The sequence below is a fragment of the Micromonospora sp. NPDC005979 genome (assembly GCF_040614415.1).
Lineage (GTDB): Bacteria > Actinomycetota > Actinomycetes > Mycobacteriales > Micromonosporaceae > Micromonospora.
In genome coordinates, this window is record NZ_JBEXUR010000026.1 from 39,759 (window position 1) to 58,452 (window position 18,694).

Here is an 18,694-nt window from a genome sequence, read left to right on the forward strand (position 1 = left end):
CGGTGACGAGCGTGGACCAACCCGTGGACGTGCTGCTCAGCGATGGCAGTACCGTCCAGTTGCGACAGATCGACCCGACCGACGCGCCGGGCGTGGTGGCGATGCACAGCCGGTTCTCCGAGCGCACCCGCTACCTGCGGTACTTCTCGCCGTACCCGCGGATCCCGGAGCGCGACCTGATCCGTTTCGTCACGGTCGACCACCACGACCGGGAGGCGTTCGTGGTGCTGGCCGCCGACCAGATCGTCGCGGTCGGCCGGTACGAGCGACTGGGCCCGCAGGCGCCGGAGGCAGAGGTGGCCTTCGTGGTGGAGGACGCCTTCCAGGGGCGGGGTATCGGCTCGGTGTTGATGGAGCACCTGGCCGACGCCGCCCGGCGCAACGGCATCATGAGCTTCGTCGCCGAGGTGCTGCCGGCCAACGGGACGATGCTGCGGGTCTTCGCCGACTTCGGCTACCAGGTCCAGCGCGCGTACGCCGACGGCGTGGTGCACCTGAGCTTCCCGATCGCCCCGACCGAGGCCACGCTGGAGGTGCAGCGCGGCCGGGAGCACCGCACCGAGGCCCGGTCGATCGCCCGGCTGCTCGCCCCGCGGGGCATCGCCGTCTACGGCGCGAGCGCCACCGGGCAGGGTGTCGGCGCGGCGGTGCTCGGGCACCTGCGCGACGGCGGGTTCACCGGCGCGGTCGTGCCGGTGCATCCGAGCGCGTCGACGGTGGCCGGGCTGCCCGCGTACCCGAGCGCTGTTGACGCCGGCGTGGCGGTGGACCTGGCGGTGGTGGCGGTCCCGCCGGAGGCGGCGACCGCGGTGGTCGCCGACGCGGCCGCCGCCGGCGTGCACGGCCTCGTCGTGATCTCGGCCGGCTTCGCCGAGGCCGGCGGCGAGGGCGCGGCCACGCAGCGGTCGCTGGTCCGCGCGGCCCACGCCGCCGGGATGCGGGTGGTCGGCCCGAACTGTCTGGGCGTGGCCAACACCGATCCGACGGTACGCCTCAACGCCACGCTCGCGCCCGCGCTGCCGCCGGCCGGTCGGGTCGGCATCTTCAGCCAGTCCGGCGCGTTCGGGGTGGCGCTGCTCGCCGAGGCGGACCGGCGCGGCCTCGGCCTGTCCAGCTTCGTCTCCGCCGGCAACCGGGCCGACGTGTCCGGTAACGACCTGCTGCAGTACTGGCAGGACGACCCCGGCACCGATGTGATCATGCTGTACCTGGAGACGTTCGGTAACCCGCGCAAGTTCGCCCGGCTGGCTCGGCGGATCGGTCGCGCCAAACCGGTGGTGGCGCTCGCCTCCCCGGCCCGCCCACCCGGGGTCGGTGACGCCACCGGCCCGGACGAGGTGGCGGTGGCCGCGCTCTTCGCCCAGTCCGGGGTGATCCGGGTGGACACCGTGGCGGAACTGCTCGACGTGGGGGTGCTGCTGGCCAACCAGCCCCTGCCCACCGGCGACCGGGTCGGCGTGGTCGGCAATTCGTCGGCGTTGACCGGGTTGGCGGCGACGGCGTGCGTCGCGCAGGGCCTGACCGTGGCCGACGGCTACCCCCGTGACGTCGGCCCGAGCGCCGGTGCCGCCGAGTTCGCCACCGCCCTCGCCGAGACGGCCGGCGACGACCGGGTGGACGCCCTCGTGGTGGTCTTCGCCCCACCGCTGCCCGGTCAACGCACCGACGTGGACGCCGACGTCACCGCCGCCCTTCCGGCGGCCCTCGCCCTGGGCAAGCCGACCGTGGCGACGTTCCTGGTCGGCCGGCTTCCTGCCGGGGTACCCGCGTACGGCGGGGTGGAGGAGGCCGTCCGCGCCCTGGCCCGGGTGCACCGGTACGCGCGATGGTTGGCCCGCCCGTCCGGCGTGGCACCCCGGCTGCCCCGCGTCGACCGGGACGCCGCGCAGGCCGCGCTGCGCGCCGACCCCGTCGACGCGGGGGCGCTGCTGGCCGCGTACGGCATCGAGACCGTGCCGTCGACGCTCGTGGACACGGTCGACGCGGCGGCCGAGGCGGCGGCGCGGGTGGGTCTCCCGGTGGCGCTCAAGGCCGCCAACCCGGGGCTGCGGCACCGGCTCGACTTGGGCGCCGTCCGTCTCGACCTGCGCGACGAGGCGAGCGTCCGCCGTGCGTACACCGAGATGGCCGCCGGCTTCGGCGCGGACGTGCTGGTGCAGCCGATGGTCCCGCCCGGGGTGGCCTGCGTCGTGGAGCTGGTGGAAGATCCGGCGTTCGGCCCGGTGGTCGGCTTCGGTCTCGGGGGAGTCGCCACCGACCTGCTCGGGGACCGGGCCTGGCGGGCGGTGCCGCTCACCGACACCGACGCCGCCGAACTGGTCGACGAGCCCCGCGCGGCGCCGCTGTTGCGGGGGCACCGGGGCGCCGCGCCGGTGGACCGCGCGGCCCTGGCCGACCTGCTGCTACGGGTCGGTCAGCTCGCGGACGAGCAGCCCCGGGTGCGTTCGGTCACCCTCAACCCGGTGCTCGCCCGACCGGACGGCATCTCGGTCCTGCACGCCCAGGTACGCGTCGGCGGCGTGGCCGCCCGCCCGGACACCGGCCCCCGCCGCCTCTGAGGGGCGCGCCGCTCAGGCGCGGCTGGAGATCTGCTGCACGCCCCAGGTGTTACCGTCCGGGTCGGCGAAGAAGACGAAACCGACATTGTCCAGCGGGTCGGGCACCGGGCGGGGATTCGCGCCCAGCACCTGGATCTCGCTGACCTGCACGCCCCGCTCGACCAGCTCCGCGTGGGCCCGCTTCAGGTCGGGCACCACCAGTTGCAGGCCCCGGAGCGAGCCGGGCGGCATCTCCGGGACGACGCCCCTGCCGATCACGATCGAGCAACCGGAGCCGGGCGGAGTCAGCTGCACGATGCGCGCGTCGTCACCGATCACGGTGTCGTGGTCGACGGCGAAACCAAGCTGGTCGGCGTAGAACCCCTTCGCCCGGTCCACATCCGACACGGGCACGATCACGACTTCCAGCGTCCAGTTCACGGGTGCCCTCTCGCCGGGGTCTCCAGTCAACCATCGCGGCAAGGGGGAAGGCCCCGGCGAACCGCCAGGGCCTTCCACAACTTCGGGCGCGTCAGCAGGCGTACGCCTCCAGGCGCTGCGCCCGCTCCGGCGCGCGCAGCTTCAGCAGCGTCCCCTTCTCGATCTGCCGGATGCGCTCGCGGGAGAGGCCGAACTCCCGGCCGACCTCGTCCAGGGTGCGCTGCCGACCGTCGTCCAGCCCGAACCGGAGCCGGATGACCGCCTGCTCCCGCTGCGACAGCGTGGCCAGCACGACACTCACCTCGTTACGCAGCTCGCCCTGCGCGGCCCCCTCGCCCGGGTCGGTACGCGGGTCCACCGCGGCCACGAAGTCACCGAGCGCGCTCTCCCCGTCGTCGCCGACGGCCTGGTCCAGGCTGACCGGCTCCCGGTCGTAGGAGATGAGTTCGATGACCTGGAACTCGGGGATCTCCAGCGCCCGGGCGATCTCCGCGACGCCGGGCTCGCGACCCAGCGACACCGCCAGCTCGCGGCGGGCCCGGACCATCCGGTTGACCTGCTCGACCATGTGCACCGGGATACGGATGGTGCGGGCCTGGTCGGCCATGGCGCGGGTGATGGCCTGCCGGATCCACCAGGTGGCGTACGTGGAGAACTTGTAGCCCTTGGCGTAGTCGAACTTCTCCACCGCCCGGATCAGACCGAGGTTGCCCTCCTGAATGAGGTCCAGGAAGGCCATCCCGCGTCCGGTGTAGCGCTTGGCGATGCTGACCACCAGCCGCAGGTTCGCCTCCAGCAGGTGGTCCTTGGCCGCGCGGCCCTCGACGACGATCAGCTCCAGGTCGGCCCGCAGCTCCTCCGAGACCGGAGTGCAGGTGACGAGCTTCTCCTCGGCGAACAGTCCGGCCTCGACCCGCCGGGCCAGCTCGACCTCCTGCGCGGCCGTCAGCAGCTTCGTCCGACCGATGCCGTTGAGGTACGCCCGGACCAGGTCGGTGGAGATGCCGCGCTCGTCGGTGGCGTCCAGGTCGGTGAGGGCGTCGGTCTCGGTGGTGGCTGGGCGCGTCCGCTGTTCCGTCATCTCTGTCTCCCCGTATCCCACGTCTGTGCCGTGTCTCCGGCCCAGTGGTGCCGGTGTGAGACACAGCTTGGCGGGCGGGACGTGAAACGGGAGTGAGCTGATCGTGGACCCGACAGCAATCCCGCAGGATCGCCACAAGAAACTGTCACCAGACCGCTTGCCGCCCACCCCCAGCGCCCCCAGCGCTCCCAGCGCGGGAGGGGGTGGGAGGGGGTGGGAGGGGGTTAGAGGTCTAGGAGGATTGTTTTGGGGCCAATGTTGGTGCTTTCCACGAGCATGTGGGTGCGGAAGCGGCCGGTCTCGACCCTCGCGCCGCGTTGGCGCAGGGCTTCCACCACCGCCGTCACCAGGGGTTCGGCCACGTCCGCGGGGGCGGCTGCCGTCCAGCTTGGACGGCGGCCCTTGCGGGCGTCGCCGTAGAGGGTGAACTGGCTGACCACCAGGATCGGCGCCCCGACGTCGGCGGCGGACCGCTCGTCGTCCAGGATGCGCAGCTCGTGCACCTTGCGGGCCATCGTCGCGGCGGTCTCGGCGGTGTCGGTGTGCGTCACGCCGACCAGCACCAGCAGGCCGTCCTCGATCGCGCCAACCACCTCGTCGTCCACCGTCACGCTGGCCCGCCCGACCGTCTGCACCACCGCCCTCATCAGCCCACCACCGGCTCGATGAAGCCGCGCTCGACCAGGTGCGCGACGATCGGGCCGGCCGCCTCGGCCATCTCGGCGGGCTCGACGTCGTGGGCCGCCGCGAGCAGGGCGAGCTGGTCGCGCAGCGGTAGCCGGCCGTCCGCCCCGCCGACCAGCGCCAGCACCAACGGGTCGATCTCCTCGGTCCAGCGCAGACCGTGCGGCATCGCGAGCACCTGCCGGTCGACCGCCCAGCCCTCGTCGCCCATGGTGGCCTCCTGGCGGAGCTGGAGACCGTCGGCGGCCCGGTAGCGCTCGGCGAGCAACGCCTCCGTGTCGCGTACCCGTAGGAAGTCCTGGCGGTCGAACCAGGCACCGATCTGGTCGCCCAGCGGCGGCTGGACCTGCTGGCGCAGGTCCTCCACGCGGACCACCGGATCGGCGTGGCCGCCGCGACGCAGCGACACGATCCCGAAGCCGATCGCCTCGATCTTGTGCTGGTCGAACCAGTCCAGCCAGACGGCCGCCCGTTGCGGGTCGGCACCCTCACCGACGTCGGTGAGCCACAGGTCGACGTACGCCATCGGATCGGCGACCTCGCGCTGGATCACCCAGGCGTCCAGGTCGGTACCCGCGAACCAGCCCGCCACCCGCTCGTCCCACTCCTCACCGGCGACGTGCACCCAGTTCGCGAGGTACTGCATGGTGCCGCCCTCGGTGAGCAGGCCGGGGGCGGCGGCGGCCAGCTCGGCGGCGATGGCGTCACCCACCCGACCGGAGTCGCGGTAGACGTGTGTGGTGGTGCCCGGGCCCACCACGAACGGCGGGTTGCTCACCACCAGGTCGAATCGACGGCCGGCCACCGGCGCGACCATGTCGCCGCGCAGCAGCTCCCAGTCCTGGCCGTTGAGGGCGGCGTTCGTCGCCGCGAAGCGCAGGGCCCGCTCGGAGAGGTCCGTGGCGGTCACCGTGTCGGCGTGGGTGGCCAGGTGCAGAGCCTGGACGCCGGAGCCGGTGCCCAGGTCCAGGGCGGCGCCGACCGGCCGACGTACGGTCGCCCCGATCAGGGTGTGGGTGGCGCCGCCGATACCGAGCACGTGTTCGGCGTGCAGGGGTCGACCCGGCCGGGCCGAGGTCGGCACGTCGGCGAGCACCCACCAGTCGTCGCCGTACGGTTCCAGGTCGACGCCGGCGCGCAGGCCCTCGTCGTACCGCTCGACGATCCCGCCGGCCAGCGCCTCGGCGAGCCCCAACGGGGCCAGCGCGGCGGCGACGGCGGCCTCCGGTTCGGTCTGGTCGCAGATGAACAGCCGGATCAGCGTGGCGAGCGGATCGCGGTCCTCGGTTCCGCGCAGCGCGGCCCGGTAGTCGTTGCGCGCGACCGAGGCGGTGGCCTGCGGGCCGAGCCGTTCGGCGATGCCGTTGCTGGTGAACCCGGCCCGGGTCAGCGCGGTCCGCAGGGCGTCGACGCCGGCGGGGGAGAGCAGCATGTCGTGTTCGTCCACGTCGCCATCCTGCCCCGCGTCGCGTTCCGGGTCGGCGGCACCCGCCGACGGACGTCGGAGCGTCGGTGTCCGACCGGGTCGTTGGGCGGGGCAGGATGGTGGCCATGACGCTCGTGCTCCCCATCGACCCCGAGGCCAACCGTCTGCTGGAGCGCAGCCCGCTGGCCCTGCTGGTCGGCATGGTCCTTGATCAACAAGTCTCGATGGAGAAGGCGTTCTCCTCGCCGTACGTGCTGGCGCAGCGGCTCGGTCACGACCTGGACGCGGCGGAGCTGGCCGGGTACGACACGGAGGCGCTGATCGCGCTCTTCGCCACCCCGCCCGCCCTGCACCGGTTTCCGAAGGCGATGGCGACGCGGGTGCAGGAGGTCTGCCGGGTGCTCGTGGAGCGCTACGACGGCGATGCGGCGCTGCTGTGGTCGGGCGTCGCCGACGGGCCGGAGCTGCTGCGGCGCGTCGCCGACCTGCCCGGCTTCGGCAAGCAGAAGGCGCAGATCTTCGTGGCGCTGCTGGGCAAGCGGTTCGGGGTGACTCCGCAGGACTGGCGGACGGCGGCCGGCGGGTACGGCGACCCCGGCGCGTACCGGTCGGTGGCGGACGTCACCGACGCCGACTCGCTGCGCCGGGTGCGGGAGTACAAGCAGCAGATGAAGGCGGCGGCGAAGGCCGATCAGGGCTGACGGTCAGGCGGCGGTGGGGTGCGCCAGGGAGGCCAGCGCGCGCCGGACGTCGGCCAGCGAGACGGTGGCCGAGTCGTCCAGGTCGGCGAGGCCGGCCTCGATCCACTGCCGCATGAGCGTGGTGACCCCGATGCCCCGGGCGTCGGCGGCGGCGCGGACCCGCTCGTAGGTCTCCAGCGGCAGCCGGACCGACCGGCTCACCATCGGCACGTCGGTGTCGGGTGTGGGCAGGTCCACCGCGGGGCTCTCGTCGATCAGCTCGGCGAGCCGGTCGTCGCCGCTGTGGAACTGCTTCGTCGCGTCGTTGCGGTGCATCGTCACGGCCCCCCTCATCGGCGATCTCTCCGCACGGCCTCGTCGTAGCGCTTGGACTCGACGTCGCTCAGCTCGCGGGCGGAGAGGATGTCCCAGTCGTTGTCGGTGCCATCGGCCTCGGCGAGCAGCACCGCCAGGCGGCGGCCCCGGCGGGCGGCGGCGTAGACCACCATCACGTCGTCGCCCAGGTGGCGGATGACCCGTCGCGCGCTGTGCAGCGCCTCCCAGACTTCCCCGGGCGTGACGTCGTAGACCCTCAGGTTGGCCAACGCCTCGTCGGTGAAGCTGAACCTGCTGCCCACGTCGCGCAGCGTACCACGCGCGTAACACGTACCGGGATGACTCGATATTCGCTGATCACGGCTTCGTGGTGACAGGATGGGGCGTAATCCCCTCGAGGAGGTCCCTGGTGAAGCGTCAGGCGTACGAGCCGATTCTGATCACCGATGCCTCGCGTAGCCAGCACGATCAGCTCACGAGCCGTCAACGCCGCTACATCCTCATGATGGGCATCCGGGTGGCCTGCATCGTCGCCGGAGCGATCCTGGTCGGCGCGAAGGCTCCCCTGCTCTGGCTCTGGTTGCCGCTGTGCGCCCTCGGCATGGTGCTCATCCCGTGGCTGGCCGTGCTGCTGGCGAACGACCGGCCGCCCAAGGAGGAGCACCGGCTGGCCAACCGGTTCCACCCCCGGCGGCGGGTCGAGACCCCACCCATGAGTCTCACCGCCGAGGAGCGTCCTCACAAGATCATCGACGTCGAGCCCTGACCCGCCCCGCGGGCCAGGGCTCCGACGCCTCAAGCCGGTGGTCGGGCGCCGACGCTGGAGACGGCCAGGGCTCCCAGTTCGGTCGCGCGGTCCAGGGCCGCGCTCGCGCTTGCCCCGCCGAGCCAGGCCGTCAGCAGGCCGGCCGCGAAGGCGTCGCCGGCCCCGGTGACGTCCACCACCGCCACCCGCCGGGCCGCCGCCACGCTGACCGCGGTCGTGCGGCCCTCGACCCACACCGCGCCCGCCGCGCCACGCTTGACCACCACCCGCCGGGCCGTCGCCGACAACGCCCGCCCCTGCGCCGCCGGGTCCAGACCGCCGGCCAGCACCGTGGCCTCGTCCGCGTTGACCAGGAGCAGGTCGACATCGCGTACCCAACCCAGGAAGGCCCGCGCGCCGACGCGCCGCAGCGGCCCCGCGGAGGCCGCGTCGACGCTGGTGGTGAGCCCGCGCTCGCGGGCGGCGGCCAACGCCCGCAGCCCCGCTGCGCGCGACGCGGCGTCCAACAGGGTGTACGCGGACAGGTGCAGATGCCCCGCGTCGGGCGCGGCCGCGAGGGCCTTCCCGACGTGCTCGGCGGTCAACCGCAGGTTCGCGCCCCGCGACGTGACCATGGTCCGCTCGCCGTCGGCGGTCAGCACGACCACCGTGCCGGTGGGTACGCCCGACACCCGATCGAGGACGCAGTCCACGCCCGCGCGGGCCAACTCGGCCGCCCGGTCGCGCCCCGCGTCGTCGTCGCCGACCGCGCCGACGAGCGTGACGGCGAACCCCTGGGCGGCCACCCAGGCGGCGGTGTTGGCCGCCTGCCCGCCGCCGCCGAGGCTGATCTCGGCCGCGGTGTCCGTGCCGGCCGCGAGCGGCGCGGTGAGCACCGCGACCACGTCGGTGATCACGTCTCCGACGACGACCACGCGGGTCCCAGGGGTCATGCCGGGACGGCGGCGCGGGCGACCGTGGCGACCGCGATGCGCGCGGCCAGGTCGGCGTTGCGCAGGATGATCCGGATGTTCACCGTGAGGCTCGCACCCTCGGTGGCCGAGTGGAAGTGCGCCAGCAGGTACGGCGTCACGGCCTTACCGGTCACCCCGTCCCGCTCCAGCAGGGCCAGGCCGTCGGCGAGGGTCCGGTCGTGCAGCTCGGGGTCGAGTTGCTCGTCGACCGGCAGCGGGTTGGCGACGAGCAGCGCGCCGGTGTGCACGGCGTGCTCGTCCCGGGCGGCCAGTACGGCGGCGACCTGCTCCGGCGAGTCGACCGACCAGTCCAGGTCGAAGCCGGCGTCGGTGAGGTAGAAGCCGGGGAACCGTCGGGTGCGGTAGCCGAGCACGGCGACCCCGAGGGTCTCCAGGCGCTCCAACGTCGCGCCCACGTCGAGGATCGACTTGACTCCGGCGCAGACCACCGTGATCGGCGTCTGGGCCAGGGTGACGAGGTCCGCCGACTCGTCGAAGGTGTGCTCCGCCTCCCGGTGCACCCCGCCCAACCCGCCGGTCGCGAACACCCCGATTCCGGCGGCCGCGGCCACCGCGCTGGTCGCGGCCACGGTGGTGGCGCCGTCCGCGCCGGTGGCCGCCGCCACGGCCAGGTCGCGCACCGAGAGCTTCGTCACACCATCGACGGTGGCCAGTCGGGTCAGCTGCGCGTCGTCCAGACCGACCACCAGCTCGCCACGGATCATGCCGATCGTCGCCGGCACCGCCCCGGCGTCCCGGACCGCCTGCTCGATCTCACGCGCCACCCGCAGGTTCTGCGGACGGGGCAGGCCGTGCGAGACGATGGTGCTCTCCAGTGCCACGACGGGTCGGCCGTCGCGCAGGGCTGCGGCGACCTCGGTGCCGTAGCTGATGCGAAAGTCAGTCACACGGGCACCGTACGGGGTCGGATGCCGGCCGGCCTCAAGTGGACCCGGCCGTGATGACCTGCCAAACTTGTCGGTTGGAGGTGCAGACGTGAGCACAGAGGTTCTCGAGCGTCCGGAGCTGAAGGACGCCGACACCGGTCCGGAAATGTTCCACTACGTCCGCAAGGAGAAGATCGCCGAGAGTGCCGTCATGGGCACCTTCGTCGTCGCGCTCTGCGGAGAGACCTTTCCGGTCACCAAGGCGGCCAAGCCGGGCTCCCCGGTCTGCCCCAAGTGCAAGGAGATCTACGACTCGTACCGCGAGTGAACCCCGGCCGGTCCTTCGGCCGGCGACGTAGCCTGCGGCGGTGACCACCTCCACCGCCCTGCTCCTCGCCGACCTGACCGGGGTCGCGGTGTTCGCCGCCTCCGGGGCCTCGGCCGCGGTGGCCAAACGGCTCGACCTCTTCGGTGTCGCGTTCGTCGGCTTCGTGGCCGCGCTCGGTGGCGGCATCTTCCGCGACCTCGTCATCGACGAGGTGCCGCCGCTGGCCTTCGCCGACTGGCGGTACGCCACGACCGCCGCGATCACCGCGGTCGCCGTGTTCTGGTTGCACCCGCAACTCGCCCGGCTGCGCACCACCGTGCTGGTGCTCGACGCGGCGGGCCTCGCGCTGTTCACCGTGACCGGCACGCTCAAGGCGCTCGACGCCCGGGTGCCGGCCGTCGGCGCGTGCCTGATCGGCATGCTGACCGCGATCGGCGGCGGGCTCGGCCGGGACCTGCTCACCGCGGAGATCCCCGTGGTGCTGCGCCGGGAGATCTACGCGGTGGCCGCGCTGGCCGGCTCGGTCGTGGTGGCGCTGCTGTACCTGACCGGCCAGGCCGGTGCGGTGCCGCTCACCGCCGCCGCCGTCGGGGTGTTCGGGTTGCGCCTGGTCGCGCTGCGCCGCCGCTGGTCCGCGCCGGTGGCGACGTTGCGGCCACCGCGCACCGGCGACCCCTGGTGAGGCCCGCCCCGCCGCGGTCGCGGATGTGACCAGCGTGGCGTCGCCTGGGCCTGCGGGCGCGCGCTGGTTATGCTGAGTCGGCCTTCGCGGCAGCTTCTGCGCGGAGGCGTTTTCATGGGCGGCGGTACTCGTGGCCCTCGCCCGGTGTCCGCCCTCGTGCGGTCGGAGAGGAGCTTCGCGTGGCAGCCCGGACGCCGGTGCTCGAGACGTTCCCGGCGCTGCGTGCATGGCAGCGCAAGGCCCTGGTGGAGTACCTGCGCCGGCGCGGCGACGACTTCACCGCGGTCGCCACCCCGGGCGCCGGCAAGACCACCTTCGCCCTGCGTATCGCCGCCGAACTGCTCGCCGACGGCACCGTCGAGGCGGTCACCGTGGTGGCACCGACCGAGCACCTGAAGACCCAGTGGGCCGAGGCCGCGGCCCGGGTGGGCATCCAGCTCGACGCCGCGTTCCGCAACGCCGACGTGCACTCCGCCGCCGACTTCCACGGCGCGGTGATCACCTACGCCCAGGTCGGCATGGCCCCGCAGGTGCACCGGCGACGCACGATGACCCGTCGCACCCTGGTCATCCTCGACGAGATCCACCACGCCGGTGACTCCCGCACCTGGGGCGACGGCGTCAAGGCCGCCTTCGAGCCCGCCGTACGCCGGCTCATGCTCACCGGCACGCCGTTCCGCTCCGACGACAACCCGATCCCGTTCGTCGAGTACGAGCGGGGCGGTGACGGGCTGCTGCGCTCCCGCGCCGACTCGGTGTACGGCTACGCCGACGCGCTGCGCGACGGGGTCGTCCGACCGGTGCTCTTCCTCGCCTACTCGGGGGAGACCCGCTGGCGTACCAACGCCGGGGACGAGCTGGCGGCCCGCCTCGGCGAGCCGATGACCCAGGATCTGGTGGCGCAGGCGTGGCGTACCGCCCTGGACCCGGCGGGGGACTGGATGCCGCAGGTGCTGCGCGCCGCCGACGCCCGGCTCACCGTGCTGCGCAACGCGGGGATGCCCGACGCCGGTGGCCTGATCATCGCCACCGACCAGCAGACCGCGCGCTCGTACGCCAAGCTGATCGAGCAGGTGACCGGCGAGAAGGCCGCCGTGGTCCTCTCCGACGACCAGGGCGCTTCCGCGCGGATCGCGACGTTCGCGGCGTCCGAGCAGCGGTGGCTGGTCGCGGTGCGGATGGTGTCCGAGGGCGTCGACATCCCCCGGCTCGCCGTCGGCGTCTACGCCACCAGCGCCAGCACGCCGCTCTACTTCGCCCAGGCGATCGGCCGGTTCGTGCGGGCCCGCCGCCCCGGCGAGACCGCCTCGGTGTTCCTGCCCAGCGTGCCGCACCTGCTCGGGCTGGCCAGCGAGATGGAGAACGAGCGGGACCACGTCCTGGGCAAGCCCAAGGACTCCGACGGCCTCGACGACGACCTGCTGGAACGCGCGCAGCGCGACGACCAGGCCAGCGGGGAGCTGGAGAAGCGGTTCGCCGCGCTCTCGGCCACCGCCGAACTGGACCAGGTGATCTTCGACGGCGCGTCGTTCGGGACCGCCGCGCAGGCCGGTACGCCCGAGGAGGAGGAGTACCTGGGCCTGCCCGGTCTGCTCACCGCCGACCAGGTCTCCCTGCTGCTGACCAAGCGGCAGGCCGACCAGATCGCCGCCCAGCGCCGCCGTACCGCCGAGCGGGCCGCTCAGCCGGCCGCTGCGCCCTCGGCGGCGCCTCCGGTACCCCTGAGTGCCGCCCAGCGCCGTGTGGCGCTCCGGCGTCAACTCAACGCTCTGGTGGCCGCCCGGCACCACCGCACCGGCCAGCCGCACGGCAAGATCCACGCCGAGCTGCGCCGGCTCTGCGGTGGGCCGCCGAGCGCCCAGGCCACCATCGAGCAGCTCGAGGAACGCATCGCCACCGTGCAGACCCTCTGACCCCACGCACCCCACGCCCCCAGCACGAACGCACGGCGAGCATCCGGCCCCCACGCCGCGCGTCCGAGGCACGCCGCGCGTCCGAGGCACGCCGCATTCGAGGCACCTCGGCCACCCAAGGCACCCCGCGCATTCGAGGCACCCCGCGCATCTCAGGCCCCCCGGCCACCCGAGGCACCCCGCGCGCGCATTCGAGGCACCCCGCATCCTCGGCACCCCGCGCATCCCGGGCCCCCACGTGTCGTGTGCCCACCAAGATCGTGCTCGATCATTGATGTAGTGGTGTCACGGGTTTGTGAGGCCACTACATCCTGGTTCGAGCACGATCTTGGCCGGCGCGGCGCGGCGCGGCGCGGGCGGAGCGGGGAGGGCTCGATGCCCAAGATCTGTGCAACTTCGGGGATGTTGCTGCCTCTCGCGCGTCGGAACCAGCAACATCCCCGAAGTTGCGTGGATCTTGGCGGGCGCTGGCCTGGGGAGGGCTGGGCTGGGCAGGAAATAGCCGACCGGAGGCACCCCGTGCGGGGTACCTCCGGTCGGCTATGTCGGTCGCGGACTTAGTTCGCCATCAAATCGGCGCCACGCCAGGTGAACTCGGGGTCCGTCGCGAACCGTACGGTGATCTTCACGAGATCCTCCGCGTACTTGTTCGCGTGGTGCCCACAGAACACCAACTCGCTCCCACCCGAGAGAGAGATACGGAGCTTGCCGGCAGCATTGCAGCGGTCGCACCGTTCATCGGCGGCTGGGGGAGCCACCGTCTCGGGCGGCGGCGTGAGGGTCGGGGTCATCGCCTTCCTCCTCTGGTCGTCACCGATGAACAATCTCTTCGGTCGTTGCTCACCTATCGTGCAACACCCGTGCTGGGCCTTGCCTTCCCTGTGTGCCCGCGGGGGACCGAGGTCACACATGGCAGGGACAGTGTGCCGTGAACCCAGGGTGCCACGTCAACGATCACATTCGTGTATCCGGACGATCACCACCTGGCGTTGCACGCCAGGTGGTCAAAACGACACGTTCGGTTGACGAAACAGGCTCAGTCCAGGTAATCCCGGAGAACCTGCGACCGGGACGGGTGCCGCAGCTTGGACATCGTCTTGGACTCGATCTGGCGGATCCGCTCCCGGGTCACCCCGTAGACCTGACCGATCTCGTCCAGCGTCCGCGGCTGACCGTCGGTCAGGCCGAAGCGCAGCCGTACCACGCCCGCCTCCCGCTCGGAGAGCGTCTGCAGCACCTGCTGGAGCTGGTCCTGCAGGAGCGAGAACGAGACGGCGTCGACGGCGACGACGGCCTCGGAGTCCTCGATGAAGTCACCGAGCTGACTGTCGCCCTCGTCACCGATGGTCTGGTCCAGCGAGATGGGCTCCCGAGCGTACTGCTGGATCTCCAGCACCTTCTCGGGTGTGATGTCCATCTCCTTGGCCAGCTCCTCCGGAGTGGGCTCGCGGCCCAGGTCCTGGAGCAGCTCACGCTGTATGCGGCCGAGCTTGTTGATGACTTCGACCATGTGCACCGGGATGCGGATGGTGCGGGCCTGGTCGGCCATGGCGCGGGTGATGGCCTGCCGGATCCACCAGGTGGCGTACGTGGAGAACTTGTAGCCCTTGGTGTAGTCGAACTTCTCGACCGCCCGGATGAGACCGAGGTTGCCCTCCTGGATGAGGTCGAGGAAGGCCATGCCGCGTCCCGTGTACCGCTTGGCCAGGGACACGACCAGACGGAGGTTCGCCTCGAGCAGGTGGTTCTTGGCGCGCTCGCCGTCCCGGGAGATCCAGCCCAGGTCGCGGACCATCTCCCGGGCGAGCTTCTCCTCGCCCTCGTCGGCCGCGCGCAGCTGCTCGGCGGCGTACAGCCCGGCCTCGATCCGCTTGGCCAGCTCCACCTCCTGCTCGGCGTTGAGCAGCGGGACCTTGCCGATCTGCTTCAGGTACGCCCGGACGGAGTCGGCGGAGGCGGTCAGCTCGGCGTCGCGCCGGGCCTGCTTGAGCGCCTCGGACTCCTCGTCGTCCCACTCGAAGTCGTTGTCGGTGGCCGACGCGGCGGCGTCGGTCTCGGCGGCCTGGGCCAGCTCGGCCGGCTCCTCGACCACCACGTCCTCGATGGTGGCGGCGAGCTCCTCCGGGTCGATCTCCCCCTCGGCGCCCTCGGCCCCCTCGCCCTTGGCCTTGCCGGCTACCTTGACCGGCTTGGCGCCGGCCGCCGCGGCCACCGTGGCCTTGGTCGCGCGGGTGGACTTGGTCGCCTTGGCCGGGGCGGCTGCCGCGGCGGCGACCCCGGCGGTGCTGCCGGCGGCCTTGCGAGCGGCCACCTTGCGCGGGGCGGGCGTCGCCGACGGCTCGTCGGAGGCGGGCGCCTGCTTCGGGGCGGGCGCGGCGGCCTTCTTGGTCGTCTTGGCGGTGGTGGCTCGGGACGCGGGGGTCGTCGAGCGAGCTGCGGCGACCCGGCGGCGGGTGCTGGCCGAGCCGTCCACCACCACGGTCACTCCCGCCTCGGAGAGCGCCCGCAGGATCTTCTTGGCCTGGGCCGGAGTCACCTCGGCGGTCTCGACGGTGCGCGCGAGCTGAGCCGACGTGAGCTGACCGCCAGCGCTCTGCGCATGGGCGATCAGGGTGTCGGTGAGCGAGCGAACGTCGGCGCCGGGCTGGCGGGGTTCTGTCACGAATGACCTTCCGGAGGCGAAGAGCGGGCACGGCCGGGTCGTCCGGCACGGCGGGTCAACCGGGCCGGGCGATGTGGTTGAGGGACCCCCGTGTCCCGGGCCGGCCGGTGGTCGGCGGTCCGTGGCGCGTGGGCAGGGGTGAATTGTAACGCCGTCTGCGGCGATCATCCTGCGCCGCACGGCGTAACGGCGGCGGGACCGCCGATTCGGCGCAGATGTGGACTTTGTAAGGATGATACTCGCGCACGGCCCGCAACGCCCCGGTCGTGCCGGAAGGGGACCCTGGAATGGACCGTTCGGCACCGCCACCGCGGGAATTGTTGGAGATCGCGATCGAGGTGGCGCGGGACGCCGCGGCGACCGCGTACCGGATGCGGGTCGAGGGAGTTTCCGTGGCGGCGACCAAGAGCACGGTCACCGACGTGGTCACGGCCGCCGACCGAGCCGTCGAGCGCCAGGTTCTCGACGCCCTGCGCCGGCTGCGGCCGGGGGACGCGGTCCTCGGCGAGGAGTACGGCACGACGGACACCGGTCCGGTGGCGCCGGGCGGGGTGCGGTGGATCGTCGACCCGATCGACGGCACCGTGAACTACCTCTACGGGTTGCCGTACAGCGCGGTGTCGCTGGCCGCCGAGGTGGACGGGACGGTGGTCGCCGGCGTGGTGCGCAACGTGCACACCGGTGAGGAGTGGACCGCCACGGCCGGCGGCGGGGCGTGGCGCGACGGCGTCCGGCTGCGCTGCTCGGGTGAGACCGACCTGGGGCAGGCGCTGGTCGGCACCGGTTTCGGCTACGACGCCGGCCGTCGGGCGCACCAGGCGTCGGTGGTGGCCGGGCTGATCGCCTCGGTACGGGACATCCGCCGCCTCGGCGCCGCCGCGCTGGACCTCTGCATGGTCGCGGAGGGGCGGCTGGACGCGTACTTCGAGAAGGGGTTGTCGGCCTGGGACCAGGCCGCCGGGGGCCTGGTGGCCGCCGAGGCGGGCGCCCGGGTGGCCGGCCTGGCCGGTCGCCCGGCCGGACCGGACCTGGTGATCGCGGCCCCGTCGGCCCTCTTCGCCGGGCTGCACGACCGGCTGGCCGCCCTGGACGCCTCCGGCGGCCCCTGACTTCGGTGGCTGCCGGTCAGGCCGTCACTTCTTGGGGCCGGGGGACGGGCAGGAGCCCGGCGGCGCGACCGGCGGGCCCAGGTCGCCGAGGGACTGGTTGACCTCGGTGGTGGTGGCGAGCTGCTGGAAGCCGTTGCCCAGCACCACGTCCACGGTGTCGTCGGTGCGCTTGGGGTCGTAGACCGGGTCGGCGTTGTCCAGGAAGTACGCCTTCAGCAGGTGGGCGGAGCTGACACCCTTGGGGCCGAACTTCAGCACGGCCACGTCGTCGATGCCCTTGGGCGCGTTGCCGACCTTCTTGACCTGGAACTTGCGGTTCCGGAAGTCGTCGGCGACGGCGCTCGCCCGGCCCGGCTCGTCGGTCGCGTTCAGGACGTTGATCTTGACGTCCTTGGTCTCGTGCAGGGTGACGTCGGCCAGCGGCCAGCCGTCCGGGCAGCTGCCCGCCGCGCCGGCCTCGCCCTGGCTGTCCCGGACGATCGCGGTGATCACGAACGCCAGCGCCAGGACCCCCAGCAGGCCGACGACGACGAGTGCTCGCACTCGCGCAAAACTCATCTGGGCGCTCCCCGGAGCTGAGGTGGGTGGTGGCGGCCGCCAACGATCGCGCTGACCGTCGGCCGTCGAATACGCCGCTGAGGTTAACGGTTGTCCGGCCGTCGCGTGGAAACAGTCCGACATGCCGGCGCGCCGACCGCGAACCGGGTACTACTACCCCTATCTTCGTGTCGCCTGAATCACATTGGGAACAACTTCGCGTGCGGGGGCGTACATCTCAGCCGCGAGGGCGGTATACATGCCTCGCCCAAGGGGGGGTAAGGTTCCGCGCTCGCAGGGGAGTGGCCCCAGCGGTCCCGACCCGTACGGTCCGCGGGTCGGGTGCCCGACACAAGTGGTTGCCGGCCAGCGGAACCGAAACAGCGTCGTCCGGCGTTACAACCGGAAGCGACAACATCGATATGGGAGAGTGACATCCGATGGCCACCGACTACGACGCCCCGCGTCGCGACGAGGTCGACCTCGGCGAGGACAGCCTGGAAGAGCTCAAGGCCCGGCGCGTCGACTCACAGTCGGGCGCGGTGGACGTCGACGAGGCCGAGGTCGCCGAGAGCTTCGAGCTGCCCGGTGCCGACCTGGCCGACGAGGAGCTCACTGTCAAGGTGCTACCGATGCAGCAGGACGAGTTCCGTTGTGCCCGCTGCTTCCTGGTCCACCATCGCAGCCAGCTGGCGGTCGAGCGCAACGGCGAGCTGATCTGCCGAGAGTGCGTCTGACACGCACGACACCGGCGGCGGCCTCCTGATCGGGGCCGCCGCTACCGGTGTAGGCGTGCGACGCCGGTGGGTACCTGCTTGACTCGTAGCGGGTAGCCACAGCACCGGGAGGTTCCACCCATGAGCGATCGAGGCGACACCACCGACGGCGGCGCGGACGACCTCGGCGCCACCGTCGCGGCGTTGACCGAGGACGACATCGCGCCGGCCCGGCGACGCCAACTACTCACCCGGATGGTGTCCCAGGCCCGTAGCCGGGGCATCTCCGACCTGTTCAAGCCCCGTGCCGCGGTGCGCTGGATGGTCGACACGGTGGCCGAGATAGCCCCGCACGTGCCGGTCCGGGACCTGGCCACCCTGCGTCGACACTTCCCCGGCCTGGACGACGCCGCCCTGGCCGAGCGACTGATCCGTAACGCCTCCCGCACCACGGCCGGGATCGGCGCGGCCGGCGGGGGAGTCGCCGCCGTCGAGTGGACGGTGGCGCCCACGCTGCTCTCCGCGCCCGTGCTGCTCGCCGCCGAGACCGTCGCCGTCGTGGCGGTGGAGCTGAAACTGATCGGTGAGCTGCACGAGATCCACGGCGTGTCGTTGCCCGACGCCGGCAGTCAGCGGGCGGTGGCCCTGGTGCACTCCTGGGCCACTCAGCGCGGGGTCAACCCGATGGTGCCCGGCGTGGGCGTGGGCGCGGTGCTCGGCACCGCCGCCCGCAAGGAGATGCGGGACATGCTGCTGCGCCGCTTCGGTCGTAACCTCACCACCCTCGGGCCGTTCCTCACGGGCGCGGCGGTGGCCAGCTTCCTGAACCGCCGGGCCACCCGCCAGATGGCCGACCAGCTCCAGGCGGACCTGCGTCGTCGCGGCATCGCCCGGCCGGCGCCACCGCCGGCCCTGCCCGGCCCGCCCACGGGCACCTGAGCGGGCCCTGGGCGGCG

The 18,694-nt window shown here is 72.7% G+C and carries 20 protein-coding genes; 9 read left to right on the forward strand and 11 right to left on the reverse strand.

What is annotated here, in order from left to right; genetic code table 11:
* Positions 1 to 2 precede the first annotated feature (2 nt).
* The gene (locus ABZ272_RS29825; protein WP_355053266.1) at positions 3 to 2,558 is read left to right on the forward strand and encodes a GNAT family N-acetyltransferase; all 2,556 of its coding nucleotides are present in this window, start codon (positions 3 to 5) and stop codon (positions 2,556 to 2,558) included.
* Positions 2,559 to 2,570: 12 nt separating this feature from the next.
* Here ABZ272_RS29825 and ABZ272_RS29830 read toward each other — a convergent pair whose 3' ends face one another.
* From ABZ272_RS29830 to ABZ272_RS29845, 4 genes are all read right to left on the reverse strand, one after another.
* The gene (locus ABZ272_RS29830) at positions 2,571 to 2,978 is read right to left on the reverse strand and encodes a VOC family protein (protein WP_355053267.1); all 408 of its coding nucleotides are present in this window, start codon (positions 2,976 to 2,978) and stop codon (positions 2,571 to 2,573) included.
* A 91-nt stretch (positions 2,979 to 3,069) separates the two neighbouring features.
* Entirely contained in the window at positions 3,070 to 4,059 is a 990-nt protein-coding gene (gene sigB / locus ABZ272_RS29835; protein WP_355053268.1) for an RNA polymerase sigma factor SigB, read from the reverse strand.
* A 224-nt stretch (positions 4,060 to 4,283) separates the two neighbouring features.
* On the reverse strand, positions 4,284 to 4,706 hold the full coding sequence (gene dtd / locus ABZ272_RS29840) for a D-aminoacyl-tRNA deacylase (RefSeq protein ID WP_355053269.1): 423 nt from the start codon (positions 4,704 to 4,706) through the stop codon (positions 4,284 to 4,286).
* Positions 4,706 to 6,190 carry a methyltransferase gene (locus ABZ272_RS29845; RefSeq protein ID WP_355053270.1) on the reverse strand — a complete coding sequence of 495 codons (1,485 nt, stop codon included), beginning with the start codon at positions 6,188 to 6,190 and terminating at the stop codon, positions 4,706 to 4,708. The genes dtd and ABZ272_RS29845 overlap by 1 nt, the downstream gene beginning before the upstream one ends.
* Positions 6,191 to 6,285: 95 nt before the next feature.
* On the opposite strand from ABZ272_RS29845, the gene ABZ272_RS29850 reads away from it, so the two are divergent.
* Positions 6,286 to 6,870 (forward strand): HhH-GPD-type base excision DNA repair protein, encoded by a 585-nt coding sequence (locus tag ABZ272_RS29850; RefSeq protein WP_355053299.1) that lies wholly within the window; start codon positions 6,286 to 6,288, stop codon positions 6,868 to 6,870.
* Positions 6,871 to 6,873: 3 nt separating this feature from the next.
* Here ABZ272_RS29850 and ABZ272_RS29855 read toward each other — a convergent pair whose 3' ends face one another.
* Positions 6,874 to 7,203, reverse strand: a complete 330-nt coding sequence (locus ABZ272_RS29855) for a hypothetical protein (RefSeq protein WP_355053271.1) — start codon at positions 7,201 to 7,203, stop codon at positions 6,874 to 6,876.
* Complete coding sequence (locus tag ABZ272_RS29860) at positions 7,200 to 7,487, reverse strand: hypothetical protein (RefSeq protein ID WP_124771959.1); 288 nt, start codon at positions 7,485 to 7,487, stop codon at positions 7,200 to 7,202. Before ABZ272_RS29860 ends, ABZ272_RS29855 begins: the two co-directional genes overlap by 4 nt.
* Before the next feature lie 104 nt (positions 7,488 to 7,591).
* Between ABZ272_RS29860 and ABZ272_RS29865 the strand changes: the two genes are divergently transcribed.
* Positions 7,592 to 7,951 (forward strand): DUF3099 domain-containing protein, encoded by a 360-nt coding sequence (locus ABZ272_RS29865; RefSeq protein ID WP_355053300.1) that lies wholly within the window; start codon positions 7,592 to 7,594, stop codon positions 7,949 to 7,951.
* 29 nt (positions 7,952 to 7,980) lie between these two features.
* Here the strand turns inward: ABZ272_RS29865 and ABZ272_RS29870 are convergent, their stop codons facing one another.
* Together ABZ272_RS29870 and ABZ272_RS29875 are read right to left on the reverse strand one after the other, a co-directional pair.
* Positions 7,981 to 8,883: a carbohydrate kinase family protein gene (locus ABZ272_RS29870; RefSeq protein WP_355053272.1), complete on the reverse strand. Its 903-nt coding sequence runs from the start codon at positions 8,881 to 8,883 to the stop codon at positions 7,981 to 7,983.
* Positions 8,880 to 9,812: a pseudouridine-5'-phosphate glycosidase gene (locus ABZ272_RS29875; RefSeq protein WP_355053273.1), complete on the reverse strand. Its 933-nt coding sequence runs from the start codon at positions 9,810 to 9,812 to the stop codon at positions 8,880 to 8,882. The genes ABZ272_RS29870 and ABZ272_RS29875 overlap by 4 nt, the downstream gene beginning before the upstream one ends.
* Positions 9,813 to 9,900: 88 nt before the next feature.
* Between ABZ272_RS29875 and ABZ272_RS29880 the strand changes: the two genes are divergently transcribed.
* From ABZ272_RS29880 to ABZ272_RS29890, 3 genes are all read left to right on the forward strand, one after another.
* A complete protein-coding gene (locus tag ABZ272_RS29880) occupies positions 9,901 to 10,119 on the forward strand; it encodes a DUF3039 domain-containing protein (RefSeq protein WP_007456912.1) in 219 nt (72 codons plus the stop codon).
* A gap of 40 nt (positions 10,120 to 10,159) precedes the next feature.
* The gene (locus ABZ272_RS29885) at positions 10,160 to 10,801 is read left to right on the forward strand and encodes a trimeric intracellular cation channel family protein (protein ID WP_355053274.1); all 642 of its coding nucleotides are present in this window, start codon (positions 10,160 to 10,162) and stop codon (positions 10,799 to 10,801) included.
* A 179-nt stretch (positions 10,802 to 10,980) separates the two neighbouring features.
* Positions 10,981 to 12,714: a DEAD/DEAH box helicase gene (locus tag ABZ272_RS29890; protein ID WP_355053275.1), complete on the forward strand. Its 1,734-nt coding sequence runs from the start codon at positions 10,981 to 10,983 to the stop codon at positions 12,712 to 12,714.
* Positions 12,715 to 13,271: 557 nt separating this feature from the next.
* Here ABZ272_RS29890 and ABZ272_RS29895 read toward each other — a convergent pair.
* Positions 13,272 to 13,505 (reverse strand): hypothetical protein, encoded by a 234-nt coding sequence (locus ABZ272_RS29895; protein ID WP_355053276.1) that lies wholly within the window; start codon positions 13,503 to 13,505, stop codon positions 13,272 to 13,274.
* A 245-nt stretch (positions 13,506 to 13,750) separates the two neighbouring features.
* Positions 13,751 to 15,376, reverse strand: a complete 1,626-nt coding sequence (locus ABZ272_RS29900) for an RNA polymerase sigma factor (RefSeq protein ID WP_355053277.1) — start codon at positions 15,374 to 15,376, stop codon at positions 13,751 to 13,753.
* A 287-nt stretch (positions 15,377 to 15,663) separates the two neighbouring features.
* Between ABZ272_RS29900 and ABZ272_RS29905 the strand changes: the two genes are divergently transcribed.
* Positions 15,664 to 16,485 carry an inositol monophosphatase family protein gene (locus ABZ272_RS29905; protein WP_355053278.1) on the forward strand — a complete coding sequence of 274 codons (822 nt, stop codon included), beginning with the start codon at positions 15,664 to 15,666 and terminating at the stop codon, positions 16,483 to 16,485.
* Between the two features lie 24 nt (positions 16,486 to 16,509).
* Here ABZ272_RS29905 and ABZ272_RS29910 read toward each other — a convergent pair whose 3' ends face one another.
* A complete protein-coding gene (locus ABZ272_RS29910; protein WP_355053301.1) occupies positions 16,510 to 17,028 on the reverse strand; it encodes a LytR C-terminal domain-containing protein in 519 nt (172 codons plus the stop codon).
* Between the two features lie 434 nt (positions 17,029 to 17,462).
* Between ABZ272_RS29910 and ABZ272_RS29915 the strand changes: the two genes are divergently transcribed.
* Both ABZ272_RS29915 and ABZ272_RS29920 read left to right on the forward strand, forming a co-directional pair.
* Entirely contained in the window at positions 17,463 to 17,759 is a 297-nt protein-coding gene (locus ABZ272_RS29915) for a DUF4193 domain-containing protein (protein ID WP_007075406.1), read from the forward strand.
* Between the two features lie 120 nt (positions 17,760 to 17,879).
* Entirely contained in the window at positions 17,880 to 18,677 is a 798-nt protein-coding gene (locus ABZ272_RS29920; RefSeq protein ID WP_355053279.1) for a hypothetical protein, read from the forward strand.
* Positions 18,678 to 18,694: the final 17 nt, after the last annotated feature.